The sequence below is a fragment of the Catenuloplanes japonicus genome, from assembly GCF_000717135.1.
GTDB lineage: Bacteria > Actinomycetota > Actinomycetes > Mycobacteriales > Micromonosporaceae > Catenuloplanes > Catenuloplanes japonicus.
Map to the genome: position 1 here is coordinate 233,246 of NZ_JNXY01000006.1, position 24,536 is coordinate 257,781.

Below are 24,536 nucleotides of genomic sequence, written 5' to 3' on the forward strand. Positions count from 1 at the left end.
GAGTGAACGAGTTCCCCGCCGCGCCGATGCCGTTCGTCGATCGCCAGGAGCCGCTGGACCGGGCCAACACGCTGATCAACACCGCGCGGTCCCGCGAGGAGCCGCTGCGCCTGCTCGTGACCGGTCCGCAGGGCATCGGCAAGACCATGTTCGCGCAGTACCTGGCGCACGGGCTGCTCGGCCGCTACGGCGACCGGCGCCTCTACGCGGAGCTGGGCGGCTCGGCGCCCGGCGGCGGCACCGAGCCCGCGGAGATCCTCGCGGACTGGCTGGGCGCGATGCGCTGGGAGAACGACCGGGCGGGCGGCGAGATCCCGGCCGGTCTGTCCGCGCGGCAGCGGCTGTTCCGGTCGCTGACCGTCCGCGGCAGCGTGCTGATGCTGCTCGACGACGTGCACGACGGGCCGCAGGTCGAGGCGCTGCTGCCGTCCTCGTCCGACGCCGTGGTGATCGCCACCAGCCGCCGCGACCTCGACCACCTGCACCGGCAGGGCTTCCGCCGGATCGTGCTCGGCGAACTGACCGACGAGCACGCGATCGCGCTGCTGGAGGCGCTGATGCCGGACGGCCTGGCCGCAGGTGAGCCGGAGGCGGTGCGCGCGCTCGCCGGGCTCTGCGGCGGGCTGCCGCTCGCGCTCGCGATCGCGTCGGCCCGCGTCCGGCGCCGCGGCGACCGCCCGCTCGGCGTGCTCACGGACCTGCTCCGGGCCCGGTCCCCGCTCGACGTGCTGCACCTGGACGGCGAGCGCGTCATCCGCCTGCTGCTGGACACCTGCGCGGACGCGCTCACGCCGCCGGCCCGGCGCGCCTACCTGACGCTGGGCCTGCACCCGGGCCCGGACTTCGCGGCGACGACCGCGTCCGCACTGCTCGGCGACGCGGACGACGTGCTCGACGAACTCTGCGCCGCCCACCTGCTGCGCCCTTCCCCGCCCGGCGACCGTTACCGCTTCCACCACGCGCTCATCGCGCGCCACGCCCACGAGCTCGCCGTCGCAGAACTCTCCCCGGAGGAGCGGCTCGACACGATCAAGAGCATCACCGGTGGGTACGCCGCGCGGGCGGCCGCGCTCGCCCGCGTCTACTCCGGCCGGTGGTGGGTGAGCGACGTCTTCGCGCGTACCGCGCCCGCCCACCACGGGCCCGGCGCCCGCGCGGCCGTGCGGGCGGAGCTGGCCGCCGAGCAGGCGAACCTGCGCGCGGTCGTGCGGCTGGCGGGCGAGGCCGGGCTGCACGCGGACTGCGTCGCGGTGTGCGAGGCGCTGTGGCCGCTCTTCTACCAGACCGACCGGGCGGACGCGCTGCTGGAGATCCTGCCGATCGGCCTGGAGGCCGCCGGTCATCTCGGCGCGCTCGCGTCGATGCGCCTGCACCAGGATCTCGGCGCCACCGCGGAACAGGCCGCCGAGCACGAGGCGGCCGCGCAGGGCGCCGGGCACGAGACCAGGCGGACCGCGCTGCTGCACACGGCGCTGGAGTCGTTCGGCGAGTTCCGCCGGCTGGCCGGGGAACTGGACCACGTGCCCGGGATGCAGAGCGCGCGGGAGTGGCAGGGCATCGTGCTCGGACAGCTGCCCGGCCGGATCGAGGAGGGGATCGCGCGGCTGCGCGAGTCCTGGGAGATCGTCGAGGACCGGATGCCGGACGGCGCGCAGCGGGACCGGATGTGCGCGCTGCTGCGGCTGCACCTGGCCCGGCTGCTGACCGACGCCGGCCGCCCGGACGAGGCCCATCCACTGGTCCGGGCCGCGCACGACTGGTTCACCGCACAGGGCGAGGCGATCAACACGGGACGCTCCGCGTCGACGCTGGGCCTGGCGCTGACGCTGCTCGGCCGTCCCGAGGAGGGACGGGCGGCCGCGGAGGAGGCGGTGGCGCTGCTGACCGGGGAGAACGCGCGGTCGGCCGCGATGCGCACGATGATCGCGATGGCGGGCGTGGTGCCGCCGGCGGAGGCGCGCGCATGGCTGGACCGAGCCGTGCCGGCCGCCACCGAGCTGGGGCTGCTCAGCCTGGCCGATCGGCTTCGCGGGCAACGGGACGCGCTGCCAGCCTGACGCGTCGCGCTCCGATGTGGAGCGTGATGCCGTTCGCGGCGGCCGCGAGCGGGCTGCTCGCGTTCCCGGCGGATCTGAGCGGGCCGTCCGCGTTCCCGGCGGATCTGAGTGGGCTGCCGGCGGGTTCGGCCGAGCCGGGCGGGCTGTCCGAGGTCTCGGCGGCGTGGCGGGCGAGGGCGGCGGACGCATAGGTGAGCGGATCGACCGGGCCGGCGTCCTCGGCCGAGGCGGGCGGGCCGCCGCGTTCGCCGTTGGCGCCGCCCGCGTCGGCCACGCCTGCGATGTCCGCGCGCAGCGCCACGAGGGTGCCGTCACGGTCGCTGATCAGGCAGTCGTCCTGGCCGGCCACCGCCGCGAGCAGCGCGCCGGGATGCGCCTTCAGGATCTGCCGCAGCAGGGAGGCGCGCGCGGCGTCCGTCGCGGGGGCCTCCGAGACGAGCGCGAAGACGATGTCGGCGGCGGCGCGGAGGCGGCGGGCCGGGTGGCGGTGGTGGACCAGCAGGTGGGCGCGGGTGCCGGGTGCGGCGGGGGCAAAATGCGGCCACTGTTCGGCGGGGAAGCGCTGCAGGCGTACCCACTGATGGTCTTGACCTGTTCTTGCCGTGACCAGCACGGCGGGGATGCGGGGTGCCGGCAGCGGGGTGAGGCCGTCGAGCGGGAGCGGGTGGAGCGTCGGCTCGTGCGCGGGCTCGTCGAGGCGCAGCAGGCGGTAGAACGTGGCGCGCAGGCGTTCGGGGGACTCGCCGGGGACGGCGTTGGTCAGCGCGGCGACCTCGGCGAACGTGTCGTGGCAGTGATTCTTGAGCGCGGCCTCCAGCTGCGGGCGAAGTGGCGACGTGGTGTCCAGGCGGGGTGCGGTGCGGCCCAGCGCGCTGATAGCGGTGCCGGGAGCGATGTCGTCATCGGGGAACGCGGCGAGCAGCGTGGGGCGGCCGAGCGCGGCGGCGTAGCCGGTCACGGCGCCGTGGTCGCCGATCACCGCGTCGGCGGCGATGAGCGTGGCGCGCCAGCCCTCCAGCGGCGGGACGATCTGGAGGCCGGCGCGGACGCAGTCGGCAAGCCAGGAGCGCAGCTGGTAGGCGCCGTGGCCGGCGACCGCGTTCGGGTGGACGATCGCGGCGACGCGGTACTCGTCGATCGGCAGCTCGGCGAGCAGCCGGCGGATCAGCGTGGGGTGGGTGCCGAGGAGCGAGCCGGCGGACCAGGTCGAGGAGATCGCGATGAGCGTGTGATCGGCGGGGATGCCGAGCGCGGCGCGGTACTGGTCGCGGTGAGGGAGCGAGGCGAGCATCCGGTCGTGGCAGGGATCGCCGGCGATGACACCGGCGTGCGCGGCCTGCGGGACGCGGGCGCGGAGGCGGTCGGCCTGCTCCTGGTGGGAGAGGATGAGCGCGTCCGCGATCGGCCGCCCGTCATAGAGCAGCCACTGCGCGGACAGCCCGAAAACGCTGCGTTCGTGCGCCGATTCCGGGCTCCCGGCTCCCGGCTCCCGGCTCCCGGCTCCCGGCTCCCGGCTCCCGGCTCCCGGCTCCCGGCTCCCGGCTCCCGGCTCCCGGCAATGCCGTGCGACAGAATCGCTTTAGGACCGTGCAGTTCCGTCAGGTATCCGTGGTGGCTGGCGGCGATGATCAGGTCGAATCGCGTCTGTAGCGCCTGCGCCCACGGGATGACCACGATCCCCAGGCCGGCCAGCACCTCCGGCAGCCCGGCGGAGAACGGATCCGTCATGCTGGACGTCGCCACCACCTGTACCCGCAGGTCCGCGTCGAAGGCGGGAAAGACGTCGGTGAGCCGGTTCAGCGTCGTCACGTTGTGGACCACGAAAAGGACCGTGCGCGCGAATCCGACCGTGCGCCATTCTCCCGCCGCTATGCCGATCGGGACCTGCACGGGCGGCACGTTCATCGGGACAGCCTAGAGGGCGCCCCGCGCCAGGGAATCGATGGCGCGCTTTGTCACCGATCGCAGTCGGACGATTTCTCGCTGGAGTCCACCTGTCAAGTCAGGTTTACCCTCGCGGGGTACGCCTGGTGCGGCATCGCCGGCGCGCTCGGCGGGGTGCTGCTGGTCTACGCCGCGCTGATCGCCCGTCGGCTGTGGCGATCCCGGCGGCTCGGATGATTTTTAGAACCGAAACCGTCGTCCGTCCGTAGCCCGAATGACGTGCGTCAATCTCGGGAGGTCGGGATGAGCGGGGAACGGGACGAATTTCGGCGGGCCGGCGCGGACGAGGTGGAACGCATGCTGTCCGCGGCCCGGGACAGGCTGGCGGAGGCCCGGAGAAGCCGCGACGAGGGCCGGGGGGAGTGCGTCGGCGACGCGTTCGACGGTCTGGTCCGGGCCCGTGCCGGCGCCGACGGCATGGTGTCGGAGCTGGTCCTCGACCCCCGCGTGATGCGGTTGCCGGCGATCGACCTGGCCGAGGGCGTGCGTGCGGCCGTCAACCAGGCGCTGCGGGCCGCCCTCGGCGACCCGGAGTCGCCGGTGGCCGACCTGGCCGGGCTCGATGCCCGGATCGCGGAGATGCAGAACCAGGGACTGCGGCAGCTGGCGATGATCGGCGAGTCGATGGACGACTTCCTGCGACGGGCGGCACGACGGTGAAGCCGCTGCACGTCGAGCCGGACTCGATGCGGGACGCCGGGGACACGATCGACCGCGCGTCCGACGACGTGGACGAGGCCGCGAACAGGGCCGACAGCGGAAGCGCGCAGCCGTGGGGCGCGGACCTCCTCGGCAGCGCGATCGGCTCGTGCTTCACGCCCGCGTTCGAGCTGGCCTTCGACTGCGTCGACGCGAACCTGGTCGTCCTCCGCGACTACGCGGAGAAGCTGCGCACGATGGCCGGTTCCTACGACCGGACCGAGGACGAGAACGGCCGCGGCATGACCGAGGTCCGCAGGCAGTTCGACAACCGCGCGGGGCGGTGAACCATGGCCGACGACCTCGCCTGGCCGCTGGCCGCCACGCTGAACTGGCTGGAACGGACCTGGCCGGAGGCGGACGAGTCCGCGATGTTCGTGATGGGAATGGTCTGGATCGCCAACGGCGGCTCGATGCAGGACCCGATGGCGACCGCGCAGAAGTCCGCGGCCTCGGTGTGGGAGCGCAACAGCGGCGACGCGGTGGAGGCGTTCCGGACGACGTGGAGCAAACGGGACGCGCCGGCGGCGAACCTGGAGGACGCCGCGGAGGGCTACCAGCTGCTCGGCCTCGGCCTGCTCGCGGCCGCGAGCATCGTGGGCCAGACGAAACAGATCCTGGAGTCGATCCTGCTGGAGACCATCAGCCAGTTGCTGCTGGTGGAGTCGACGTTCGTGGTCACGTTCGGCGCTTCCGCGGCCTGGCTTCCCCGCATCAAGGCGAACGCGCAGACCGCCATCGACGAGGTTCTCGCCGAGGCGCAGAAGCAGATCACCAGGGGTACGGCCGGCACTCCCACGGGCGACGCGGACGGCCGTCGGGACGGGGCGGGCGGCGGGTTCGGGCTGGCGCGGGAGGGGAGCCTCAAGTTCCGGTTGCCGGCGGCTCCGGCAGCCGGGGACCCGGCGACGGCAGCGGAAACCCCGACCCCGGACACCGGCGGGGGTACGTCCGGAGCGCCGGAATCCCCGGCACCGTCAGGGTCCGGGGGCGGCGGCGGGGGAGCGCCGACGGGGACGGGTGGCGGTGGGGCTCCGGCGCCGAGCGGCAGCGCTCCGAGTGCCCCGAGTGTTCCGAGCGCTCCGAGTGTTCCGAGCGCTCCGAGTGTTCCGAGCGCTCCGAGTGTGCCGAGTGGTGGCGTGCCGAGTGGGGGAGGCGGTCCGGCTGATACCGGTGGGAGCGCGATGGCGGAGCCGGTCGGGTCCGGGAGTGAGGCGGAGGGCGAGGGCGGTGGCACCAGCCTGAGCGGCGCGGGGCCGTCCGGGACGGGTGGTGCGTCCGGCGAGGAACAGGGTGGCGAGGCCGAGGAGGGCTCCGAGGCGGAGAAGCCGGAAGCCGACGACGCGAAGGATGACGAGGACGGCGAGGACTCGGAACACGACAGGCCCGAGAACGAGGAAGACGAACGCAAGGAAGACGAGAACGGGGAAGACGAGGAGGCGACCGCCGAGCACGACGAGCATGAGGACGACGAGCGCGAGCGCGAGGGCGAGGCCGACGAGCGCGAAGGCGAAGGGGACGAGCACAAAGGCGACGAGCACGATGGTGAGGGGGACAAGCGCGGGGGCGACGAGCACGAAGGTGACGGCAGCGAGCACGAGGGTGATCGTGACGAGCACGAGCGTGACGAGCACGAGCGTGACGAGCACGAGCGTGATGGGCACGAGCGCGGCGAGCACGAGCACGAGGGCGGCGAGCACGCGGGCAACGGCGACGCGGGCGAACAGGATGGCCACGGGCGCGAGCACGAGGACCACGGGGCACGAACGCGGCGAGCACGAGGGTGGCGGCGCTGAGGACCGCGGCGAGCACGGGGAGCACGACGGCCACGGCCGGAACCACGAGCACGACCGTGACCACGAGCGCCACGATGAGCACGACGACGGCCGCCGGCCCGAGCAGGGCGACGGCCATCGGGGCGGGCACGACGGCCACGACCGGCGGTGACGCGGCGGAAGCGGTGGGCCGGAGGATCGGCCCACCGCTCACCGGGTCAGTACTTGAACTGGCCGACCAGCGTCTTCAGCGTGCTGCTCATCTCGTTGAGCTCCTCGACCGAGGCCTGGGTGGCGGTCAGCGCGACCGTGGTGTCCCCCGCGGCGCTGGCCACGCCGGCCAGGTTCGCGGAGATCTCGGTGGTGCTGCCGGAGGCCTCGTTGACGCTGCGGCTCATCTCGGTGGTGGTGGCGGTCTGCTCCTCCACTGCCGACGCGATCGTGGTCTGGTAGTCGTTGACCTGGACCACGATGTCGCTCATCCGGCCGATCGCGTCCGCCGCGGCGTCCGCGTTGACCTTCATGCTCTCCACCCGGCGGCTGATGTCCTCGGTGGCGCGTGCGGTCTCCTGCGCGAGGTCCTTGACCTCGCTGGCCACGACCGCGAACCCCTTGCCGGCCTCGCCGGCGCGGGCCGCCTCGATGGTGGCGTTCAGGGCGAGCAGGTTGGTCTGCTCCGCGATCGCGGTGATCAGCTTGATCACGTTGGTGATCTCGGCGGAGGAGTTGCCCAGCTCGCTGACGGTCTCGGTGGCGGACCGGGCGACCTCGACCGCCTCGGCGACCACGCGGGCGGCCTCGGTGGCGTTCGTGGAGATCTCGCGGATGGACGCGCCCATCTCCTCGGCGCCGGCCGCGACCGTGTTCAGCGCGCCGCTCATCGCCTCGGTCGCGGACGACACCTGGTCGGCCCGGTTCGAGGTCTCCACGGCCGAGGCCGAGATCTGGGTGGTGGCGCGGGCGACCTCGCCGGCCGCGACCGCGAGGTTGGCGGACTGCTCGCCGATCTGCCCGATGGTGCCGGCCAGCTTGGCCACGAACCGGTTGAACGCGGCGGCCAGCGGCCCGAACTCGTCGCGCCGGTCCTCCTCGACGCGCCGGGTGAGGTCGCCCTCGCCGTTGGCGATCTCGCTGAGCCGTGAGGTGAGTGCGGACAGCGGGCGCAGGATGCTGCGGGTCATCAGGAAGGCCAGGACGAGTACGAACACGAGCGCGATGGCCACGCCGGCCAGGATCGTGGTGCGGGAGGCGTCCGCGGTGTCGTCGGTGGTCTTTGCCCGGTCGTCGAGCAGCGAGGACTCGGCCGTGGACATGTCGTCGAGCAGGCCGCGGATCTGGTCCATCACGGCCTTGCCCTTGTTCTGCAGGACGACGGCCTCGGCGGCCGCGAAGCCCTGGGTGCGGCGCAGGTCGATGGTCTCCTGCATCTCGGCGAACTTCGTGTCGACCAGCGGGCGCAGCTCGTCGATGCGGCCCTGCTGGGTGGCGTTGTCCGCGGTGAGTTCCGCGACCGTGTCGATGGTGCCGCTGACCGCGTCCTTCGCCTTGGTGTACGGCTCGAGGTAGGCGTCCTGGCCGGTGATCAGGAAGCCGCGCTGCCCGGTCTCCGCGTTCTGCAGCGCGTCTGAGACCTGGTCGATCGCGTTCATGACCTGGTACGTGTGGGACACCCACCCGCTGGTGGTCTCCAGCGTGTCCGTGTTCCGGTACGCCAGCGTGCCCACGATGCAGAGGACGACGAGCGGGACTGCGAACGCGGCGATCATCCGCGTTCTGATGCGGTGGATCCAGGCCATGACACCGACCTATCGAGTTCGTGCGGGGGTGGTCGTATGTCCCTTCGACCTGAAATACCCGTAATTAAGGGCATTTGTCACCCTGTCGAATGGAGAACGGCTGGCGAGGGCGTAGGCTGTGCGGAGTCGCCCGGGACCCCGGTGGCCGCCGATACGCCGCCACCGATCCTGACGGGCATTCGCGGTGCTCCTGACATCTCCGCTTTTCGCGGGATCGTTGACCTACCGCTTCGTGAGGAGCACCCGATGATGATCACTTCACGTTTGAGATCCGCCGTGCGCCACCTGTGAGAGTCGCCCTGCTGGGCCCGGTGGCGTGGCGGACTCCGCCGCTGCACTACGGCCCGTGGGAGCAGGTGACCGGGCTGCTGGCCGACGGGCTGGCCACGCGTGGCGTCGACGTGACGCTGTTCGCCACGCTGGATTCGAGGACCACCGCGACGCTGGACGGGGTGGTGCCGCACGGGTACGGCGACGACCCCGGCCTGGACGGGCGGGTGCAGGAGGCGCTGCACGTCGCGTACGCGCTGGGCCGCTCGTCCGAGTTCGACCTGGTGCACAACCATCTCGACTGGCTGCCGCTGGCCTTCGCCGCGCACTGCCGCGCGCCGATGCTGACCACGGTGCACGGCTTCTCCGGGCCGCGCATCCTGCCCGCCTACCGGAGCGCGCGGTCCGCCTACGTGTCGATCTCCGACTCGGACCGGGTCGCGGACCTCGACTACGCGGCCACGGTCTACCACGGGGTGGACCTCGGCGGGCTGCCGTTCACGGCCACGCCCGGGGACGGGCTGGTCTCGTTCGGCCGGATCCACCCGGACAAGGGCACGCACACCGCGATCGAGATCGCCCGCCGGGCCGGCCGCCGGCTCACCATCGCCGGCATCGTGCACGACGAGCGCTACTTCACCGAGGCGGTGGCGCCGCACATCGACGGTGACCGGGTGGAGTTCATCGGCCCGGTCGGGCCGGCGGACCGCCCGCGCGTGCTCGGATCCGCGGCGGCACTGCTGCACCCGATCGCGTTCGACGAGCCGTTCGGACTCTCCGTGGTGGAGGCGATGGCGTGCGGCACGCCGGTCGTCGCGTACGCCCGGGGCTCGATGCCCGAGGTCGTCGACGACGGCGTCACCGGCGTGCTCGCCCACGACCTGGACGGCGCCGTCGCGGCGGTCGGCCGGGCCGTGGCGCTGGACCGGCCGAGGTGCCGGGACCGGGCCCGGGAGCGCTTCGGCGCGGACCGGATGGTCGACGACTACCTGGCCGTCTACGGCCGGCTCGCTTCACTACAGACCTGAGAGGTCGATCAATGCGTACCTTCGGATTCCTCAGCACCCACCCGCCGACCCGCTGCGGGCTGGCCACCTTCAACTCCGCGCTCGCCGACCACCTCGACGGCGGCATCGTGCGCGTCCTCGACGGGGACGCAGTGCAGACGCCGCCGCGGGTCGTGCACACCTGGTCGTCCCGCACGCGCGGTGGCTGGCGGGACGCCGCGGCCGCGCTGGACGGGTTCGACGTGGCGATAATCCAGCACGAGTACGGCATCTACCCGGGCCCGGACGGCGAGGAGGTGCTGCCGCTGCTGCGCCGGCTGACCGTGCCGAGCATCGTGGTGCTGCACACCGTGCTCACCAACCCGTCCGAGCGGCAGCGCTCGCTGCTGACCCAGATCGCGGGCGCGGCCGGCGCGGTGGTCACCATGACCAACACGGCCCGCGACCGGCTGCTGGCCGGCTACGGCGTGGACCCGTCGAAGGTCACGGTCATCCCGCACGGCGCGGCCGGCCCGGTCGGCGGCACGGCCGCCCGCCGCGACCGCCCGCACCTGCTCACCTGGGGCCTGATCGGGCCGGGCAAGGGCATCGAGTGGACGCTGCGCGCGCTCGCGCTGCTCCAGGACCTGGACCCGGCGCCGACCTACACGGTGGCCGGCCGCACGCACCCGAAGGTGATCGAGCACCACGGCGAGGCGTACCGGGCCGGGCTCTATCAGCTCGGCGCGGAGCTCGGCGTGGCGCACACGGTCGACTACCAGCAGCGCTACCTCGACCAGGACGCGCTCGGCGCGCTGATCCGCTCGGCGGACGTGGTGGTGCTGCCCTACGACTCGCGCGAGCAGGTCACGTCCGGCGTGCTGATCGAGGCGGTCGCGGCCGGCGTGCCGGTGGTGGCGACGCCGTTCCCGCACGCGGTGGAACTGCTCACGGACGGTCCCGGCCTGCTCGTGCCGCACGCGAACCCGAAGGCGCTGGCCAAGGCGATCCGGCGGGTGCTGACCGTGCCGGGCCTGGCCGCCAAGCTGTCCCGGCAGGCCGGCGCAGAGCTGCGCTGGCCGGCCGTCGCGGAGGCCTACGACGAGCTGGCCGGCCGGTTGCTGGCCGCCCGCGAGCCGGTCGGCGTGGCGGCGGCATGACCGCGACGCTCGGACCGGCGCTGACCGTACCCGCGCCGCCCTTCGCTCATCTGGCCCGGCTCAGCGACGACACCGGGCTGTGCGAGCACGCACGGCACGGGATCGTCCGCCGCGAGCACGGCTACTGCACCGACGACGTGGCCCGCGGGCTGGTCGTCGCCGCCCGCGAGCCGGAACCGTCCGCGCTCGTGTCCGGGCTGGCCGAGCGCTACCTCGGGTTCCTGACACACGCGCAGGGCGCCGACGGCGCCTTCCACAACCGGCTGGGGTACGACCGGCGCTGGCAGGATGCCCCCGGCCTCGGCGACTGGTGGGGCCGCGCGCTCTGGGGACTCGGCACCGCCGTGGCGCACAGCCCGGCCGGGTGGATCCGGCAGGAGGCGCTGGTCGCGTTCAGACTGGGTGCGTCCCGGCGGTCACCGGCGCCGCGCGCGATGGCGTTCGCCGGGCTGGGCGCGGCCGAGGTGCTGCGGGCCCGCCCCGGCGACCCGGCCGCGCGGGCCCTGCTCGCCGACGCCGCGTCCGCGATCGTGGGCGCGGCTCCGCCGTACCCACTGAGAGGTCTTGACTGGGTCTGGCCGGACGACCGGCTCACCTATGCCAATGCGGCGCTCGCCGAGGTGGTCATCGCGGCGGGTCAGCTCGGCGGCGACGCCGCGCTGCGCGACGCCGGGCTGCGCATGCTGACCTGGCTGTGCGCGGTCCAGACGCGCGACGACCGGCTCTCCGTGGTGCCGGTCGCCGGGTGGCGGCACGGCGGGCCACGGCCACGGCACGACCAGCAGCCGATCGAGGTCGCCGCGCTCGCGGACGCGTGCGCCACCGCGGCCGGGATCACCGGCGACCCGGCCTGGGAGCAGCGGATCCGGCGCTGCGCGGACTGGTTCCTGGGGGAGAACGACGGGGGAGTGCCGATGTGGGATCCGGAGACCGGCGGCGGATACGACGGGCTCACCCCCGGCGGGCCGAACCTCAACCAGGGCGCCGAGTCCACGCTCGCGCTCGTCGCCACGCTCCAGCACGCCCGGCGGTGGTCATGACCGGCGGTCTCGCGGTCCGGCTGGACCACACGCTGAGCCCGGACCCGCGGCGGGTGGTGGTCAAGCTCTTCGTCCCCGGCGAGGACGCGGCGCTGGTCCGGACGCGGGCACAGTCGCTCATCGACCGGATCGCGCTGCTCGGCGAGCAGGAGAGCACACGCCTGCTGCGGCAGGTCATGGAGCGTTTCGGTGACCGGCACGCGGCGCTGGACGACATCTTTCTCCACCACTACGACCTGGTCCGGCACCGGATCGCGCACCCGCTGGAGCTGTCCCGCACGGCCCGGCTGCTGGTCGGCGCGTACTTCACGCACGAGTACGCGGTCGAGGCCGCCGCGCTGTGCAACCCGTCGATGGTCGCCCACCCGGACCAGAGCGGCCTGGGCGCCGGGCAGCTGCGGGTCGCGATCAGCCTGCGCCAGATCGGCGAGGGCCACCTGTCGTCGATCGGCTTCGCCACCGCGGTCCTCGGCCCCGGCAGGCGGCTGGAGGTCGCGGACCGCACCGGGCCGCTGCTGATCGGGCAGCGCACCGCGGCCCGGCACCGCCGGGACCTGCTCGCGGCCGGCCTCGACGAGAGCGACTGCGACAACGAGATCTCCGCGACCGTGCTGGACCTGCTGCCGGAACGGTACGACGACGCCACGTTCGAGCGCGTCGTCGCGGACCTGCCGGCGGACCTGATCAGCCGCAGCACCGGGCCGAGCACGGTGGAGCTGCTGCGCCGCATCCGGTCCGACAGCTACGCCGCGGCCTTCCCGGACGGCACCCGGCTGGAGCAGCAGGTGCTCTGGCCGGCCACGCCGCCGGAGAGCAACGGGATGGAGGACGCGCGGTTCGTGCTCTTCGCCGGCGAGGACGGGCCGGTCTACCGGGCCACGTACACCGCGTACGACGGACGGCGGATCGCCGGGCGTGAGCTGGCCAGCGCCGACCTGCGACACTTCGAGATCATGCCGATGCGCGGACCGGGCGCGGCGAACAAGGGCGTCGCGCTCTTCCCGCGTGCGGTCGGAGGGCGGCACCTCGCGCTGTGCCGCTCCGACGGCGAGACCATCGGCCTGTCCACCATGGACGAGCTGAGCCGCTGGCGGACGCCGGTGCCGCTGCACACGCCGCGGCACGCCTGGGAGCTGATCCAGGTCGGCAACTGCGGCTCGCCGATCGAGACCGAGGCCGGCTGGCTCGTGCTCACGCACGGCGTCGGACCCATGCGGCGGTACGCCGTCGGCGCGCTCCTGCTGGACCTGGACCACCCGGAACGCGTGCTCGCCGAGCTGCCGGACGCGCTGCTTTCCCCGGACGGGACCGAGCGCGACGGGTACGTGCCCAACGTCGTCTACTCGTGCGGCGGGCTCGTCCACGACGGCGACCTGTGGCTGCCGTACGGCGCGAGCGACGCCCGCGTCGGGTTCGCCACCGTCCCGGTCGACCGGCTGCTCGCCGCCATGGTCCGCCGCCCGGAGGCGGGCTGATCAGGCCGGGGAGATCCGCGTGGTCCCGTCCACGACGGCCTGGGAGAGGTCGGCCAGCTGCTGATTCGTCCGCCGGGCCTGCGCACGCATCAGCGTGAACGCCTCGGCCATGTCCGTGCCCAGGCCGGCGGCGGCGCGATGCGCAGCCGGCGGACGATGTGCGTGGACGTGCGGGGGAGACCGGGGAATCCGGGTGGCCCGGCGCAGATGCGCGATGCGTGCCGTGCCGATCGACATCTCAGAATGGATGGCGTCGGCGCCGGGCAGCCCGCGCCTACGCCTGATCGGCCCGCGCCGCCCGGCGGCTGCGACGTGCGCCGCCCGGCGGCTGCGGCCCGCGCGGCCTGGCGGTATAGGCCCGCGTTGCCCGGCGGCTTCGGCCCGCGGTTTCGACCTGCGCCGCGCGGCGGCCGCGGTCAGTTCGACGGCGTCGGCCCGCGCGGCCCGGTGGCCTACTTGCGGGCGACCACCAGTGCGGCGGCCAGGAGCAGCGCGGTCAGCGGCACCAGCGGCACGTCGCCGAGCGCGGCCTGCAGCAGGGACAGGCCGACGTTGAGCGCGGTGTGGGCCAGCACGGCCGGGAGGATGCCGCCGCCGGCGCGCTGCGTGGCCCAGCCGAGCAGGATCGAGATCGCGACCGCGGTCACGGCGAACACCGCGAACGGGAGCGTCTGCTGGGCCGTGCCCGGGATCAGCCACAGCGGCGCGTGCCAGACCGCCCAGATCAGGCCGACCGTGAGGTGCGCCGCGGCCGGCGGCAGCGCGGACCGCAGCCGCGGCGAGAGGAAACCACGCCAGCCGAGCTCCTCGTTGCCGCCGCCGACCAGCGCGATCATGACGATCATGACGGGCAGCGCCGGGAGCACGGCCAGCAGCGCGCCCGTGTCCAGCGTGGCGCCGGTGAGCAGGCTCCCGGCGGCGGTGAGCGCGGCGGCCAGCAGGATCACCGGCGCCATCAGGTAGGCACGGCCGCTGCCGCGCCGGTGCTTGTACTTCCCGAGGAGCTCGCGGACGGCCGGCCGGCCGCCGGTCCGCGCGGTCACCGCGATCGCGGCGACCATGGGACCGAAGCCGCCGAGGAACACCAGCGCGGTCCGGGCGTCCGCCGCGCCGAGGCTCGCCGCGATGCTCCAGGGGATCCAGGACAGGACAAAGGCGCCGATGAGGTACGCCGTGGTGTGCCCGACGTCGGCACGAGGAATCGAGATCGACTGCTGCGTCATACGTTGTAGGTTAAGACCTACAGCGTAGGAGAGTCAATCGCGTCATTAAGATCGGCGGGTGGAATTCGACAGCGTCTTCATGCGTGAGCAGCGGCGCGGGCGCTCGCAGCCGGCCCTCACCCAGGAGCGGATCGTCGCCGAGACGATCACGCTGCTCGACGAGAAGGGCGCGGCCGCGCTGACCATGCGCGGGCTCGCGGCCCGGCTCGGCGTGCACGCGACCAGCCTCTACTGGTACGTGGACCGTCGTGAGGACCTGATCGACCTGGCGCTCGACGAGATCGTCCGCCCGGTCGCGGAGGCCACCCCGCCGGCCGGCCCCTGGGACGTGGTGGTGACCGACTCCGTGATCCGGATGTACGCCGCGCTGACCGCGCACCCCTGGGCGTCCGCGTTCTTCGGCGTCCGGCCGCTGATCGGGCCGAACGCGCTGACCATGACCGCACGGCTGCAGGCGACGCTGGCCTCCGCGGGCGCGCCGCCGCTCACGGTCGCCACCGTGGCCGCGGCCGTCTCGCACCTGGCGATCGGCGCCGCCACGACCGCGGCCGCGTTCGCGTCGCTGCAGCTCGGCGACGACGACGCGTCCCGGCGGATCGTCGCGCACCTGGGCGCGAACTCGGCCGAGCAGGTCGCCTGGCGCCCGGAGTTCGCCGACCAGCTGGAGATGCTGCTCGACGGCGTGCGCGCGCGGCTGGGGTGACGCCGGCTTCGTACCGTTGATGTGACGTCGGGTTGGGGTTTCAGCGTGGCGGCCATGAGGGTGGCGATCGTGGGCGCGGGGCCGGCCGGGACGTGCAGGCGGGGTACCGGGCGATCCCGCATCAGGGTGGCGCGGTGGCCGGCGAGCGGCTCACCGCACTTCAGGGCGGCGACCGGCTCAGCCACACGCTGCGCGCGCCGCACTGTCCTACCTCGCGTCGTTCGCCTCCGCCGAAGGCCCCGCCCCTGCCACGGATGAAGAGGACCCCGGCTCCGCCCGCATCCGCCACGCGTCCGTGATCAGCTCGGACAGCCGCTCCACCGGCACCTCCGGCAGGCGCAGCATCACCAGCGGGAGGTCGCCGTAGCCCGGTGCGGTGAAGAAGAGGGCCGGCTCGCCGAGCAGCAGCGCCTGCTTCTCCGCCTCGTCGCCCACGAAGAGCACGGCCACGTCGGTACGGATCCGGCGCGGCTTGCCCGGCACGCGCTCGGGATAGGACCAGACGAAGCCCCTGCCGGCCACCCGGAAGTCGAAACCGTCGCTGGCGATCTCCACCACCTGCGGCAGCGCGAGCGCGAGCCGGCGCACGTCATCCGCATCAGCCATGGTCAGAAGCCCCCATGACACGGAGCGTACCGGCTAGATTCGGATCCATGGCGGCCAGCACCTCGCCGGCGATCATGATCGACGCCGGCGACCACGAGGTCCGGGTGTCGAACCCGGACCGGGTCTACTTCCCGCAGCTCGGGATCACCAAGCTCGACCTGGTCAACTACTACCTGGCGGTCGGCGACGGCATCGTCCGGGCGCTGCGCGAGCGGCCCTGCATGCTGCATCGCTTCCCGGACGGGCTGGCCGGCGACAAGGTGCATCAGAAGCGTGTGCCGAACGGCGCGCCCCCGTGGCTGGAGACGGTCCGGGTGTTCTTCCCGCGCTACAAGCGGTACGCGGACGAGCTCTGCGTGACCAAGCCGGCGGACGTGATCTGGGCCGTGCAGATGTCGACCGTCGAGTTCCACCCGTGGAATTCGAGGCGCGCCGACACCGAGCAGCCGGACGAGTGGCGCATCGATCTCGACCCGATGCCGGACTGCCCGTTCGACCGCGTGCGCCGGGTGGCCGGCGTCGCCCACGAGGTGCTCGACGACCTGGGCATCATCGGCTATCCGAAGACGTCCGGCGGCCGTGGCCTGCACATCTACGTCCGGATCGCGCCGGAGTGGGGTTTTGCGGACGTGCGCCGGGCCGCGCTCGCGTTCGCCCGCGAGGTGGAGCGCCGCGCGCCGCAGGACGTGACCACGGCCTGGTGGCGCAAGGACCGCGACCCGGCCGCGCTCTTCGTCGACTACAACCAGAACGCGCGCGACCACACGATCGCCAGCGCCTACTCCGTGCGCGGCGTGCCCGAGGCCACGGTCTCCACGCCGGTCGACTGGTCCGAGATCCCCGCGCTCGACCCGCACGACTTCACGGTCCGCACCGTCCCGGCCCGCTTCGCGGCGCGCGGCGACCTGCACGCACGCATCGACGACCGGCACTTCTCCCTGGACACCCTGCTGGAGTGGGCGCAGCGCGACGAAGCCGCAGGCCTGAGCGGTCCGGAGGATCAAGCTCCGTAGTGGACAATCCCGTGATCTGGGCGCAGTCTGTTGGCGCTCTGGGTGATGAACCCTCCTGGATGACGGGGATGAACATTGCACAGGAACAATCGCCTGCTCAGCGGTCTGACCGTACTGACCGTGGGCCTGGGTGTCCTCTTCGCGCCGACCGCCGCGAGCGCGTCGTCGCACACGCCGCCGCTCGATGAGTTCCTCCGGCGTACCCTCGACGGCCTTGCCTTTGAAGAGGTGCTGGATCTTGCGCCGCCGACGTCGGCACAGGCCCGCGCCGCGGTGGTGACCACCGACAAGGAAAACGCCGCGGGGGTACGCCGCGCGGCCGCCACCGACCTCGCGGCCGAGCCGATCGTGCAGCAGCCGCAGATCGACGCCACCGTGCTGGAGCTGGACTCCGCCGGCCGGATCGTCGGGTCCGCGACCGTGCTGATGAGCCCGCAGTACCCGGACGGCGTGATCGTCGACGTGGACCGCGACCTGCACACCGACGACGTGCGCTGGCGTGAGTGGGACGACGCGGGCTGGTACGCGAACCAGGCGCAGGGCACGGTCGACATCGTGCCCGGCCGCGAGGACGCGTCGCTGGACTTCATGTCGCCCTACCCGGCCTCGGTGCTGAAGCTGATGGTCGCGTTCGGCGTGCTGCGCCTGGTCGACAGCGGCGTGGCCGGTCTGGACGACACGTACACGTACACGCCGACGCTGGCCAGCTCGCTCTGCGGCCCGGCCTCGGAGAACACGCTGCGCGGCTACCTCGACCTGTCGCTGACCGAGTCGTCGAACGAGGCCAGCTGCGCGCTGATCAAGTTCCTCTGGGACCACGACGCGGTGAACGCGCTGAACCAGACGTTCCAGGATCTGGGCCTGGAGACGCTGCGGCTGCTGAACACCCGGCCGGAGAACGGCGGGCGCTGGACGAACTCGCTGACCATGTCCTCACTGGACACCGCGAAGCTGCTGGCGATAGTCAACGGTGGCCCCGGCACGCTCTGGACCGCGCCGAACGGCCACCGCGTCACGAAGAACGAGCTGAGCCGCGCGTCCCGCGAGTTCTTCCTGTCCACGCTGCGCCAGCAGGGGTGGAACTGGATGCTGTCGACCACGAACTGGTGCGGCCGCGACTACCCGGCCGCCGGCATCCCGCAGAAGATCGCGTCCCGCTGGATCGCCGCGGACGGCACCGTGACGGTGGCGGGCAACGCGTTCGGCGAGGACGTGCGCCCGTGCAACCGCGCGGCCGAGGTCTCGTTCGCCCACAAGCCCGGCTGGGTCCCGAACAGCGGCGCCGACTCCGGCATCGTGTCGTCCCTGCCCGGCGCGCGCAGCCGCCACTACATCATCTCCGTCTTCTCCAACCTCGGTGACCAGTACACCGACCCGAACCGCCCGCCGACGCCGGACGGCACCGTCCCGGTCCAGTACACCGAGAAGTTCGCCCGGCTGGGCGCGCTGATCGACCGGTACGAGGCCGCGAAGCGCTGATGCCACGACGGAAAGGCCCGGCTCTCCAGCCGGGCCTTTCCGCGTTCTCAGGCGAGGTTGAGCTGCCAGGAGACGCCGAAGCGGTCGTCGGTCCAGCCGAACTTGCGGCTGAAGCCGTAGTCGCCGAGCGGCATGCGGGGCGTGCCGCCCTCGGCGAGCGCGGCGTAGAGGCGGTCCAGCTCCTCCTCGGTGTCGCAGCTGACGAAGAGCGAGACCGAGGGCGTGAAGCCGAATCCGTGCTTCACGTGGCTGTCGATGCACTGGTAGGTCCGGCCGGCCAGCCGGAACGAGGCCCGCAGGACGGAGCCCTCGGGTCCGGGGCCCTCGGGGCCGTACCGCGCGATGTCGATGATCTTGGAGTCGGGGAACAGGCCCACGTAGAAGGTGATGGCCTCCTCGGCCGCACCCTCGAACATCAGGAACGTCTCGATCGTTGTCATGGCGCCTATATTAACCGCGGACTTATATAAGTAAAGCCCCTGGTGGCGGACCACCAGGGGCTTTTCCGGGGCTGTCAGGCGGCGACGCGGGCCTCGGCCGGAGCGGCCTGGAGTCCGAGGCGGCCGCGGGTGGCGATGATGAGAAGGAGCGCGGCGGCGGTGGAGGCGATGAGCTGGCCCCACATGGTGTCGCTGGATTCGAGCGTGGGGTAGACCTCGGCCCAGACCAGCGAGTACGTGGTGTTGATGCCGGCGTGCAGGAGCATGATCAGCGGCACGCTCTGGTTGGTGCGGTTGAAGACCCAGGTCATGACCAGGCTCAGCGGTACGCATCCGACGATGAAGATCACCGGCAGCCACCAGGGCTTCTCCGGGCCGCCCCACTCGGTCAGGAACAGCGGGAGGTGCCACGCGCCCCACAGCAGGCCCAGGAACGTGGTGCCGAGCACCGGGCCGAAGCGCTCCTGCATCCGCGGCAGCGCGAAGTCACGCCAGCCCGGCTCCTCGGCCGCGGCCGTGGTGATGATCTGCATGATCAGCAGCGGCACGTAGAGGGCCAGGATCATCAGGCTCGGCATGGTCACGTGGCCCCACGTCTTCGGCAACGCGAGCGGCGCCAGCAGGATCGCGGCCGGCACGATCAGCAGCACGGCGAAGAACCAGCGCCAGCCGACCTTCCAGTGCGTCAGGCGGTGTGCCCACGCGCGCAGTCCGGCGCGGCCCTCGGAGAGCGCGGTGACGATGAACGCGGCGCCCAGCGGGCCGAGGTAGGCGCCGGGCAGTACGCCGATCAGCTGGCTGCCGAGCGGCCCGCCCGGGATCTTGAGGTCCGGCTCCAGCGCGAGGCCGTGGTCGGAGAGGATGTAGGGCGTCCAGAGGAACCAGCTCAGCCCGAACGCGAGGGCGAAGAAGCTCAGTACCGGGAAGCGTCGTACCAGGGCGCGCAGGCCGTCCATCATGGACTCCGTTTCAGGACTTCCACCGTTTCTCTGACGGGGTCAAGTCCACCGGATCGGAGCCCTGCGGTCATTGCAGCGGACTGGCCGACCGGGGTACAGCAGGCTGTACCCCGGCGGACGGTCAGACCGTGAAGGCCTTCATCTCGCACTCGTCGACGAACCGCATCTTGTCCTCCGAGGGCAGGCTCTCGAACGCGAGGAAGCCGTCCTCCTCGAACGCGTCGATGCCGTGCGAGCGGATGCAGGTGATCCAGTCGCGCAGCCGGTCGGCGTAGTGCGGGTCGGTGCGCTGGGACCGCTGCCAGGGCGTCTCCGGCTCCAGGTTCGCGCAGGCCGCCACCGCCGCGGCGTCGTCGTCACCCCTGCCCTGCCCGGCGCCCGGCTTGGGCGCGGTGGCGACGCTGCCGTCCGCCTCCTTCGTGTAGCCGGGAACGCCGTGGTCGGACAGGCAGGTCCAGTACACGTCGTAGTAGCGGTCCTCCTCCTCGCTCGAGGCGTCCGGCCGGAGCAGCGGGCGCTCCTGCGCGGACGCGGCGGGGGAGGCGGACGCGGCCGGGGTGTCGGTGGTCAGCGTGGCGACGTCCGCGGAGTCGCCGGCAGCGTCCGTGTCCGGCGCGCTGGAACATGCGCTGAGCAGGAGCACGAGTGCGATGCCGGTGAGACGTGAAAGCGGGATCTTCATGAGGACTCCGTCAGTGTCGTGGTGAACGCCTTCATCTCGCACTCGCCGACCAGCTTCGCGTCCGCCTCGGAGAGCATCTCCTCGACGAACAGCTCGCCGGGCTCGCCCCAGGCGTCGATGCCCTTGGCGCGGATGCAGGTGATCCAGTCGCGGTGGTGGTCGGCGAAGTGCGGGTCGGTGCGCTCGGCGCGCTTCGAGAGCGTCTCCGGCTGCAGGTGACCGCAGACCTTCAACGCCGCGGCCTGCTGATCCAGCGTGCCGGTGCCGTCCGGCTGCGGGAAACCGTTCTGCTCCATGCACTCGTCGAAGACGGCGTACATGCGGGCGATGTCCTCCTGCGAGGCGTCCGCGCGTTCCAGCGGACGCTCCGGCGGAGCGGGGGAGGACGTTGCGGCGGGTGTGTCGGTGGTCAGCGTGGCGACGTCCGCGGAGCCGCCGTCCCCGGAAGACGTGCCGGAATCGGGGCTCGAACAGGCGGTGAGCAGCAGCGCGAGCCCGGCGACGGCCGTGACGGCAGCCAGCCGGGTCACTTGGCCGCCCCCACGACCTCGGCGAACGCCTTCATCTCGCACTCGTCGACCCGCTTCGCGTCCTCGCCCTCGGGCAGTTTCTCGAACGAGATCTGGCCGTCGTGCTCCCAGGCGTCGACGCCGGCCGCGCGCACGCAGGTGACCCAGTCGCGCACCCGGTCCGCGTAGTTCGCCGGGTCGAGGCGCTGGGCGCGTTCCCACGGCTCCTCCGGCTCCAGCTGGTTGCAGGCCGCATCCGCGGTCTTCCACTGCTCCTCGGTGTTCTCGGCCCGCGTCTCCGGGTCGAAACCGTTCTTCCGCAGGCAGTCGAAGTAGATGTCGCGAATCCGGTCCTGCTCCTCCTGGGAGGCATCCGGCCGGAGCAGCGGGCGCTCCTGGGCGACGGGCGTCGCGGACGTGCCGCCGCCGGGCGTGGCCGTGGCCAGGGACGCGACCTCGTTCGTACCCTCGGCGGCCTTGTCCTCTCCGCCGCAGGCGGACAGCAGCAGCGCGAGGCCGGTCACGATCGTGACACCGGTGATCCGGGTGATCATGCGTTGGTCCCTTTCCAGGTTCATGCGGAGGCCAGCGCGACCGTCGGCTGCAGCCGGGCCGCGCGGATGGAGGGGTAGACGCCGGCGATGACGCCGACCACGAGCGCGCCGCCGAGCGAGCCCGCGACGGCCAGCGCCGGCACCACCACCGGAAGGTCGTTGGCGATGGCGTAGACGGCCGTGCCCGCGACGCCGATCGCGGTGCCGGCGCCGCCGCCGAGCGCGGACAGCGCCACCGATTCGGTGAGGAACTGGATGCGGATCTGCCCGCGGTTCGCGCCGAGCGCGCGGCGCAGGCCGATCTCGGAGCGGCGTTCCAGCACCGAGATGACCATGGTGTTCGCCACGCCGATGCCGCCGACCAGCAGCGCGACCATGGCCAGGCCCACGAACAGCACGGAGAACGTCTGCTCGGTGGCGCGCTTCGCGAACAGCGCGTCCGACGGCAGCGTGACCCGGACCCGGCTCGGCTCCTGCGGATGCACGGTGGCGGGCAGCACCGCGCGCACCGACTCGATCGCGGACTCGCGGGCCCGCAGGTAGATCACGGTCGGCCGCCCGTCGAACCCGAGCGATGTCTGCGCGGCCTCCCAGCCGACCAGCACGGACCGGTCGATCTCCGGGGACAGCGGCGTGGTGGCGAGAATGCCCACCACCGCGAACCAGCTCTTGCCGATCAAGATCTGGGGCGGCGGAGCATCCGAGGGTACGGAGGGAATGCCCAGCCGGGACGCCGCGACCGACCCGAGCACCACCGTGGGCACGGCGCCGCCGGCCCGGTCCAGGAAGTGCCCGGAGTACATGGTGGACTCCAGCGTCTCCAGCAGATCGGGCCGGCTGGCCAGCACGGCCAGCCCGGAGCCGTCGCGCGGGTCGGTGAGGTCGGAGCGGCGTACCACCGTGTGGGTGTTCGCGACCGCGGTCACGCTGGTCACCGGCCCGATCCGGGAGACCATGTCCACCGACTCCGCCGGCAGGCCGAAATCCTGCTCGGGGTTGTCCGCGGCGTTGACCTGCAGCAGGTTCGGGCCGAGCGCGGCCAGCTCGTTCATCAGCGCACGCTCGTTCGACTCCGGGATGGCGGTGACCGCGACCATGGTGGCGATGCCGACCGCGATGCCGAGCGCGGAGAGGACGGCCCGCATCCGCCGGGTGCGCAGCCCGATCGTGCCGAGCGACAGCACGTCGGGCAGCGCCAGCCGGACCGGCTTGACGTCGTCGTTCATCGGACCTGGACTCCGGTCCGGTCGCTGACGATCTTCCCGTCCCGCACCTCGACCTTGCGCGGCAGCTGCGCCGCGATGTCCCGGTCGTGCGTGATCAGCGCGATCGTGGACCCCTCCGCGTGCAACCGGTGGAACAGGTCCAGCACGGCCCGGCCGTTCGCGGTGTCCAGCGCCCCGGTCGGCTCGTCGGCCAGCAGCAGCGCGGGCTCGTTGACGATCGCGCGGGCGATCGCGACACGCTGCTTCTCGCCGCCGGACAGCTGATGCGGCAGGTGGGTGATGCGGTGGCCGAGCCCGACGCGCTCCAGCGCGGCCACGGCCTTCGCCCGCCGCTCCCGGCGCGGCACGCCCGCGTAGAGCAGGCCGGTGGACACGTTCTCCACCGCGGACAGCCCGTCGGTGAGGTGGAACTGCTGGAACACGAAGCCGAGCCAGCGGCCGCGCAGTGCGGACAGCCGGCGGTCGGAGAGCGCGGCGACGTCGTGCCCGGCCAGCTCGACCGTGCCGGACGTGGGCCGGTCCAGCGTGCCCATGATGCTGAGCAGCGTTGACTTGCCGGAGCCGGACGGGCCGACGATCGCGACCAGCTCGCCGGCGTCGATGTCGAGCGACACCCGGTCGAGCGCGGTGACGCCGCCGGGGTAGTGCTTGCTGGCGTCGCGGACCGAGAGCACCCGGGTCATGACGTCGTCACCACCATCAGGCCCTCGGCCACGCCGTCGCCGCTGACCTCGACCAGGCCGCCGGAGAACATGCCGGTGGTGACCGCGATCCGGCGGCCGTCCGCCAGCTGGATCGCGTACCCGCCCTCGCGCAGCGCCAGCAGCGCGGTCACCGGCACGGCCAGCACGCCGGCGTGCGTCTCGCCCTCCACCTTCACCTCGACCGTGCCGCCGTCGAGGTTGCCGGCCGCCTTCGGGTCGGTCATCGTGACCGTGAGCGTCACCTGCTGCGGGCTGCCGGGCGCGGAGCCGTCCGGCGTCTGCGCGACCGTGGAGATCTCGCCGACCTCGCCCGCGGCCTCCTTGCCGTCCGGCATGCGCAGCGTGACCTTGTCGCCGGGCTTGAGCCCGTCCGCCTCGGTCACGGACGCGGACGCCGTGATCGCCTTGGTGGTCTGGGTGACGGACATCAGGTCGCCGGTGGCCGGGTCGCCGACCTGCACGGCGACGGAGTCGACGCGGACCGCGCCGGGGAGCACGGCCAGGTCGCCGACCTCGATGACGCCGTCGTCGTCGACGCCGAGATCACGCTGCCACTTCTTGATCGCGTTGGTCAGCGTGGTGGTCAGCACGCCCTCGCCCTCACGCACGGTCACCCACTCGGTGCGGTTTACCGGCGCGGACGGGGGCGCGCTCGCGGTGGGCGACGGCTCCTCCGTGGTGGTCTGCTGCACCTGCTGGCCGGCGCGGGGCTGGTCGCCGATGGCGTACCCGAGCGCCTTCAGGTTCTTCGCGACCATGGCGACGTCGCGGCCGGTCATGTTGCGGCCGTCGATCGTGCGGTAGATCGGCGGCGCGCCGATGAACAGCGGGACCGGCTCGTCGTTGACCTGGTACAGCGACTGGCCGCGGTCGACGGTCTTCCCCCCGTCCGGCAGCCAGGTCACCACGCCCTCACGTGCGCTCTTGATCGTGCGCGGGGTGCCGTAGCCGAGCTTCCCGTCCAGGGACCTGCTGGTCGACAGGTCGGTACGGGTGATCGCGACCGACGACACGCTGATCACCTCGGCGGGTTCGTCGTCGGCCGCCCGTACGCCGCGCGTCCACACCAGCACCGCCGCGGTGACGGCCAGCACGGACCCGGCCGCGATGAGGCCGGACACGATGCGGTTCCGGCGCCGATGGGAATGCGGCCGGTCTTCGTCCAGAGACATGGCGACGATTCTGGCGAAGACTTGTCAGGAAGTTGTGGGGTGTAAGAAATGCCCCGCACGCTGC

General features: G+C 72.7%; 25 protein-coding genes. 12 read left to right on the forward strand and 13 right to left on the reverse strand.

The genetic code is table 11. The annotated features are described in order from the left end of the window. Nucleotides 1-2 precede the first annotated feature (2 nt). Complete coding sequence (locus OP04_RS11820) at nt 3-2,057, forward strand: NB-ARC domain-containing protein (RefSeq protein WP_033339610.1); 2,055 nt, start codon at nt 3-5, stop codon at nt 2,055-2,057. Here the strand turns inward: OP04_RS11820 and OP04_RS11825 are convergent. Next, nucleotides 2,008-3,348, reverse strand: coding sequence for a hypothetical protein (locus OP04_RS11825; protein WP_051797609.1), 1,341 nt, complete (start codon nt 3,346-3,348; stop codon nt 2,008-2,010). The genes OP04_RS11820 and OP04_RS11825 overlap by 50 nt on opposite strands. 521 nt (nt 3,349-3,869) lie before the next feature. On the opposite strand from OP04_RS11825, the gene OP04_RS53250 reads away from it, so the two are divergent. From OP04_RS53250 to OP04_RS49560, 4 genes are all read left to right on the forward strand, one after another. After that, a complete protein-coding gene (locus OP04_RS53250) occupies nt 3,870-4,178 on the forward strand; it encodes a hypothetical protein (RefSeq protein WP_157239714.1) in 309 nt (102 codons plus the stop codon). 66 nt (nt 4,179-4,244) lie between these two features. Next, the gene (locus OP04_RS11835) at nt 4,245-4,661 is read left to right on the forward strand and encodes a YbaB/EbfC family nucleoid-associated protein (RefSeq protein WP_033339612.1); all 417 of its coding nucleotides are present in this window, start codon (nt 4,245-4,247) and stop codon (nt 4,659-4,661) included. Next, nucleotides 4,658-4,987, forward strand: coding sequence for a type VII secretion target (locus OP04_RS11840; protein WP_033339613.1), 330 nt, complete (start codon nt 4,658-4,660; stop codon nt 4,985-4,987). The genes OP04_RS11835 and OP04_RS11840 overlap by 4 nt, the downstream gene beginning before the upstream one ends. Nucleotides 4,988-4,990: 3 nt before the next feature. Continuing rightward, complete coding sequence (locus OP04_RS49560; RefSeq protein WP_051797612.1) at nt 4,991-6,496, forward strand: hypothetical protein; 1,506 nt, start codon at nt 4,991-4,993, stop codon at nt 6,494-6,496. Nucleotides 6,497-6,693: 197 nt separating this feature from the next. On the opposite strand, the gene OP04_RS11855 is transcribed toward OP04_RS49560, so the two are convergent. After that, nucleotides 6,694-8,271: a methyl-accepting chemotaxis protein gene (locus OP04_RS11855; protein ID WP_033339615.1), complete on the reverse strand. Its 1,578-nt coding sequence runs from the start codon at nt 8,269-8,271 to the stop codon at nt 6,694-6,696. Nucleotides 8,272-8,558: 287 nt separating this feature from the next. On the opposite strand from OP04_RS11855, the gene OP04_RS11860 reads away from it, so the two are divergent. Genes OP04_RS11860 through OP04_RS11875 form a run of 4 tightly spaced genes read left to right on the forward strand, consistent with a single transcriptional unit; the run spans nt 8,559 to nt 13,202 of the window. Then, complete coding sequence (locus tag OP04_RS11860) at nt 8,559-9,569, forward strand: glycosyltransferase family 4 protein (RefSeq protein ID WP_033339616.1); 1,011 nt, start codon at nt 8,559-8,561, stop codon at nt 9,567-9,569. Between the two features lie 11 nt (nt 9,570-9,580). Further along, nucleotides 9,581-10,687 carry a glycosyltransferase gene (locus OP04_RS11865; RefSeq protein ID WP_033339617.1) on the forward strand — a complete coding sequence of 369 codons (1,107 nt, stop codon included), beginning with the start codon at nt 9,581-9,583 and terminating at the stop codon, nt 10,685-10,687. Beyond that, nucleotides 10,684-11,727: a glycosyltransferase gene (locus OP04_RS11870; protein WP_198153795.1), complete on the forward strand. Its 1,044-nt coding sequence runs from the start codon at nt 10,684-10,686 to the stop codon at nt 11,725-11,727. Before OP04_RS11865 ends, OP04_RS11870 begins: the two co-directional genes overlap by 4 nt. Further along, entirely contained in the window at nt 11,724-13,202 is a 1,479-nt protein-coding gene (locus OP04_RS11875; RefSeq protein WP_033339618.1) for a glycoside hydrolase family 130 protein, read from the forward strand. The genes OP04_RS11870 and OP04_RS11875 overlap by 4 nt, the downstream gene beginning before the upstream one ends. Here the strand turns inward: OP04_RS11875 and OP04_RS11880 are convergent, their stop codons facing one another. Both OP04_RS11880 and OP04_RS11885 read right to left on the reverse strand, forming a co-directional pair. Further along, nucleotides 13,203-13,439, reverse strand: a complete 237-nt coding sequence (locus OP04_RS11880) for an ANTAR domain-containing protein (protein WP_033339619.1) — start codon at nt 13,437-13,439, stop codon at nt 13,203-13,205. 215 nt (nt 13,440-13,654) lie between these two features. Beyond that, nucleotides 13,655-14,425, reverse strand: coding sequence for a CPBP family intramembrane glutamic endopeptidase (locus OP04_RS11885; protein WP_051797614.1), 771 nt, complete (start codon nt 14,423-14,425; stop codon nt 13,655-13,657). A 58-nt stretch (nt 14,426-14,483) separates the two neighbouring features. Here OP04_RS11885 and OP04_RS11890 point away from each other — a divergent pair, with 58 nt between their 5' ends. After that, a complete protein-coding gene (locus tag OP04_RS11890) occupies nt 14,484-15,128 on the forward strand; it encodes a TetR/AcrR family transcriptional regulator (RefSeq protein ID WP_033339620.1) in 645 nt (214 codons plus the stop codon). A 207-nt stretch (nt 15,129-15,335) separates the two neighbouring features. On the opposite strand, the gene OP04_RS11895 is transcribed toward OP04_RS11890, so the two are convergent. Continuing rightward, nucleotides 15,336-15,734 carry an MmcQ/YjbR family DNA-binding protein gene (locus tag OP04_RS11895; RefSeq protein ID WP_033339621.1) on the reverse strand — a complete coding sequence of 133 codons (399 nt, stop codon included), beginning with the start codon at nt 15,732-15,734 and terminating at the stop codon, nt 15,336-15,338. Between the two features lie 47 nt (nt 15,735-15,781). Here OP04_RS11895 and ligD point away from each other — a divergent pair, with 47 nt between their 5' ends. Both ligD and OP04_RS11905 read left to right on the forward strand, forming a co-directional pair. Continuing rightward, entirely contained in the window at nt 15,782-16,747 is a 966-nt protein-coding gene (gene ligD, locus OP04_RS11900; protein ID WP_033339622.1) for a non-homologous end-joining DNA ligase, read from the forward strand. Between the two features lie 75 nt (nt 16,748-16,822). Beyond that, nucleotides 16,823-18,226, forward strand: a complete 1,404-nt coding sequence (locus OP04_RS11905) for a serine hydrolase (RefSeq protein ID WP_051797616.1) — start codon at nt 16,823-16,825, stop codon at nt 18,224-18,226. Nucleotides 18,227-18,273: 47 nt separating this feature from the next. Here OP04_RS11905 and OP04_RS11910 read toward each other — a convergent pair whose 3' ends face one another. The 8 genes from OP04_RS11910 to OP04_RS11945 form a co-directional block, all read right to left on the reverse strand. Continuing rightward, nucleotides 18,274-18,666 carry a VOC family protein gene (locus tag OP04_RS11910; protein WP_033339623.1) on the reverse strand — a complete coding sequence of 131 codons (393 nt, stop codon included), beginning with the start codon at nt 18,664-18,666 and terminating at the stop codon, nt 18,274-18,276. A 74-nt stretch (nt 18,667-18,740) separates the two neighbouring features. Then, a complete protein-coding gene (locus OP04_RS11915; RefSeq protein ID WP_051797619.1) occupies nt 18,741-19,625 on the reverse strand; it encodes a CPBP family intramembrane glutamic endopeptidase in 885 nt (294 codons plus the stop codon). A gap of 121 nt (nt 19,626-19,746) precedes the next feature. Continuing rightward, on the reverse strand, nt 19,747-20,307 hold the full coding sequence (locus OP04_RS11920; protein ID WP_033339624.1) for a hypothetical protein: 561 nt from the start codon (nt 20,305-20,307) through the stop codon (nt 19,747-19,749). After that, complete coding sequence (locus OP04_RS11925; RefSeq protein WP_033339625.1) at nt 20,304-20,837, reverse strand: hypothetical protein; 534 nt, start codon at nt 20,835-20,837, stop codon at nt 20,304-20,306. The genes OP04_RS11920 and OP04_RS11925 overlap by 4 nt, the downstream gene beginning before the upstream one ends. Next, a complete protein-coding gene (locus OP04_RS11930; protein ID WP_033339626.1) occupies nt 20,834-21,370 on the reverse strand; it encodes a hypothetical protein in 537 nt (178 codons plus the stop codon). Before OP04_RS11930 ends, OP04_RS11925 begins: the two co-directional genes overlap by 4 nt. 20 nt (nt 21,371-21,390) lie before the next feature. Beyond that, complete coding sequence (locus tag OP04_RS11935) at nt 21,391-22,596, reverse strand: ABC transporter permease (protein WP_033339627.1); 1,206 nt, start codon at nt 22,594-22,596, stop codon at nt 21,391-21,393. Continuing rightward, complete coding sequence (locus OP04_RS11940; RefSeq protein WP_033339628.1) at nt 22,593-23,279, reverse strand: ABC transporter ATP-binding protein; 687 nt, start codon at nt 23,277-23,279, stop codon at nt 22,593-22,595. The genes OP04_RS11935 and OP04_RS11940 overlap by 4 nt, the downstream gene beginning before the upstream one ends. Then, on the reverse strand, nt 23,276-24,472 hold the full coding sequence (locus OP04_RS11945) for an efflux RND transporter periplasmic adaptor subunit (protein ID WP_157239716.1): 1,197 nt from the start codon (nt 24,470-24,472) through the stop codon (nt 23,276-23,278). The genes OP04_RS11940 and OP04_RS11945 overlap by 4 nt, the downstream gene beginning before the upstream one ends. Nucleotides 24,473-24,536 lie beyond the last annotated feature (64 nt).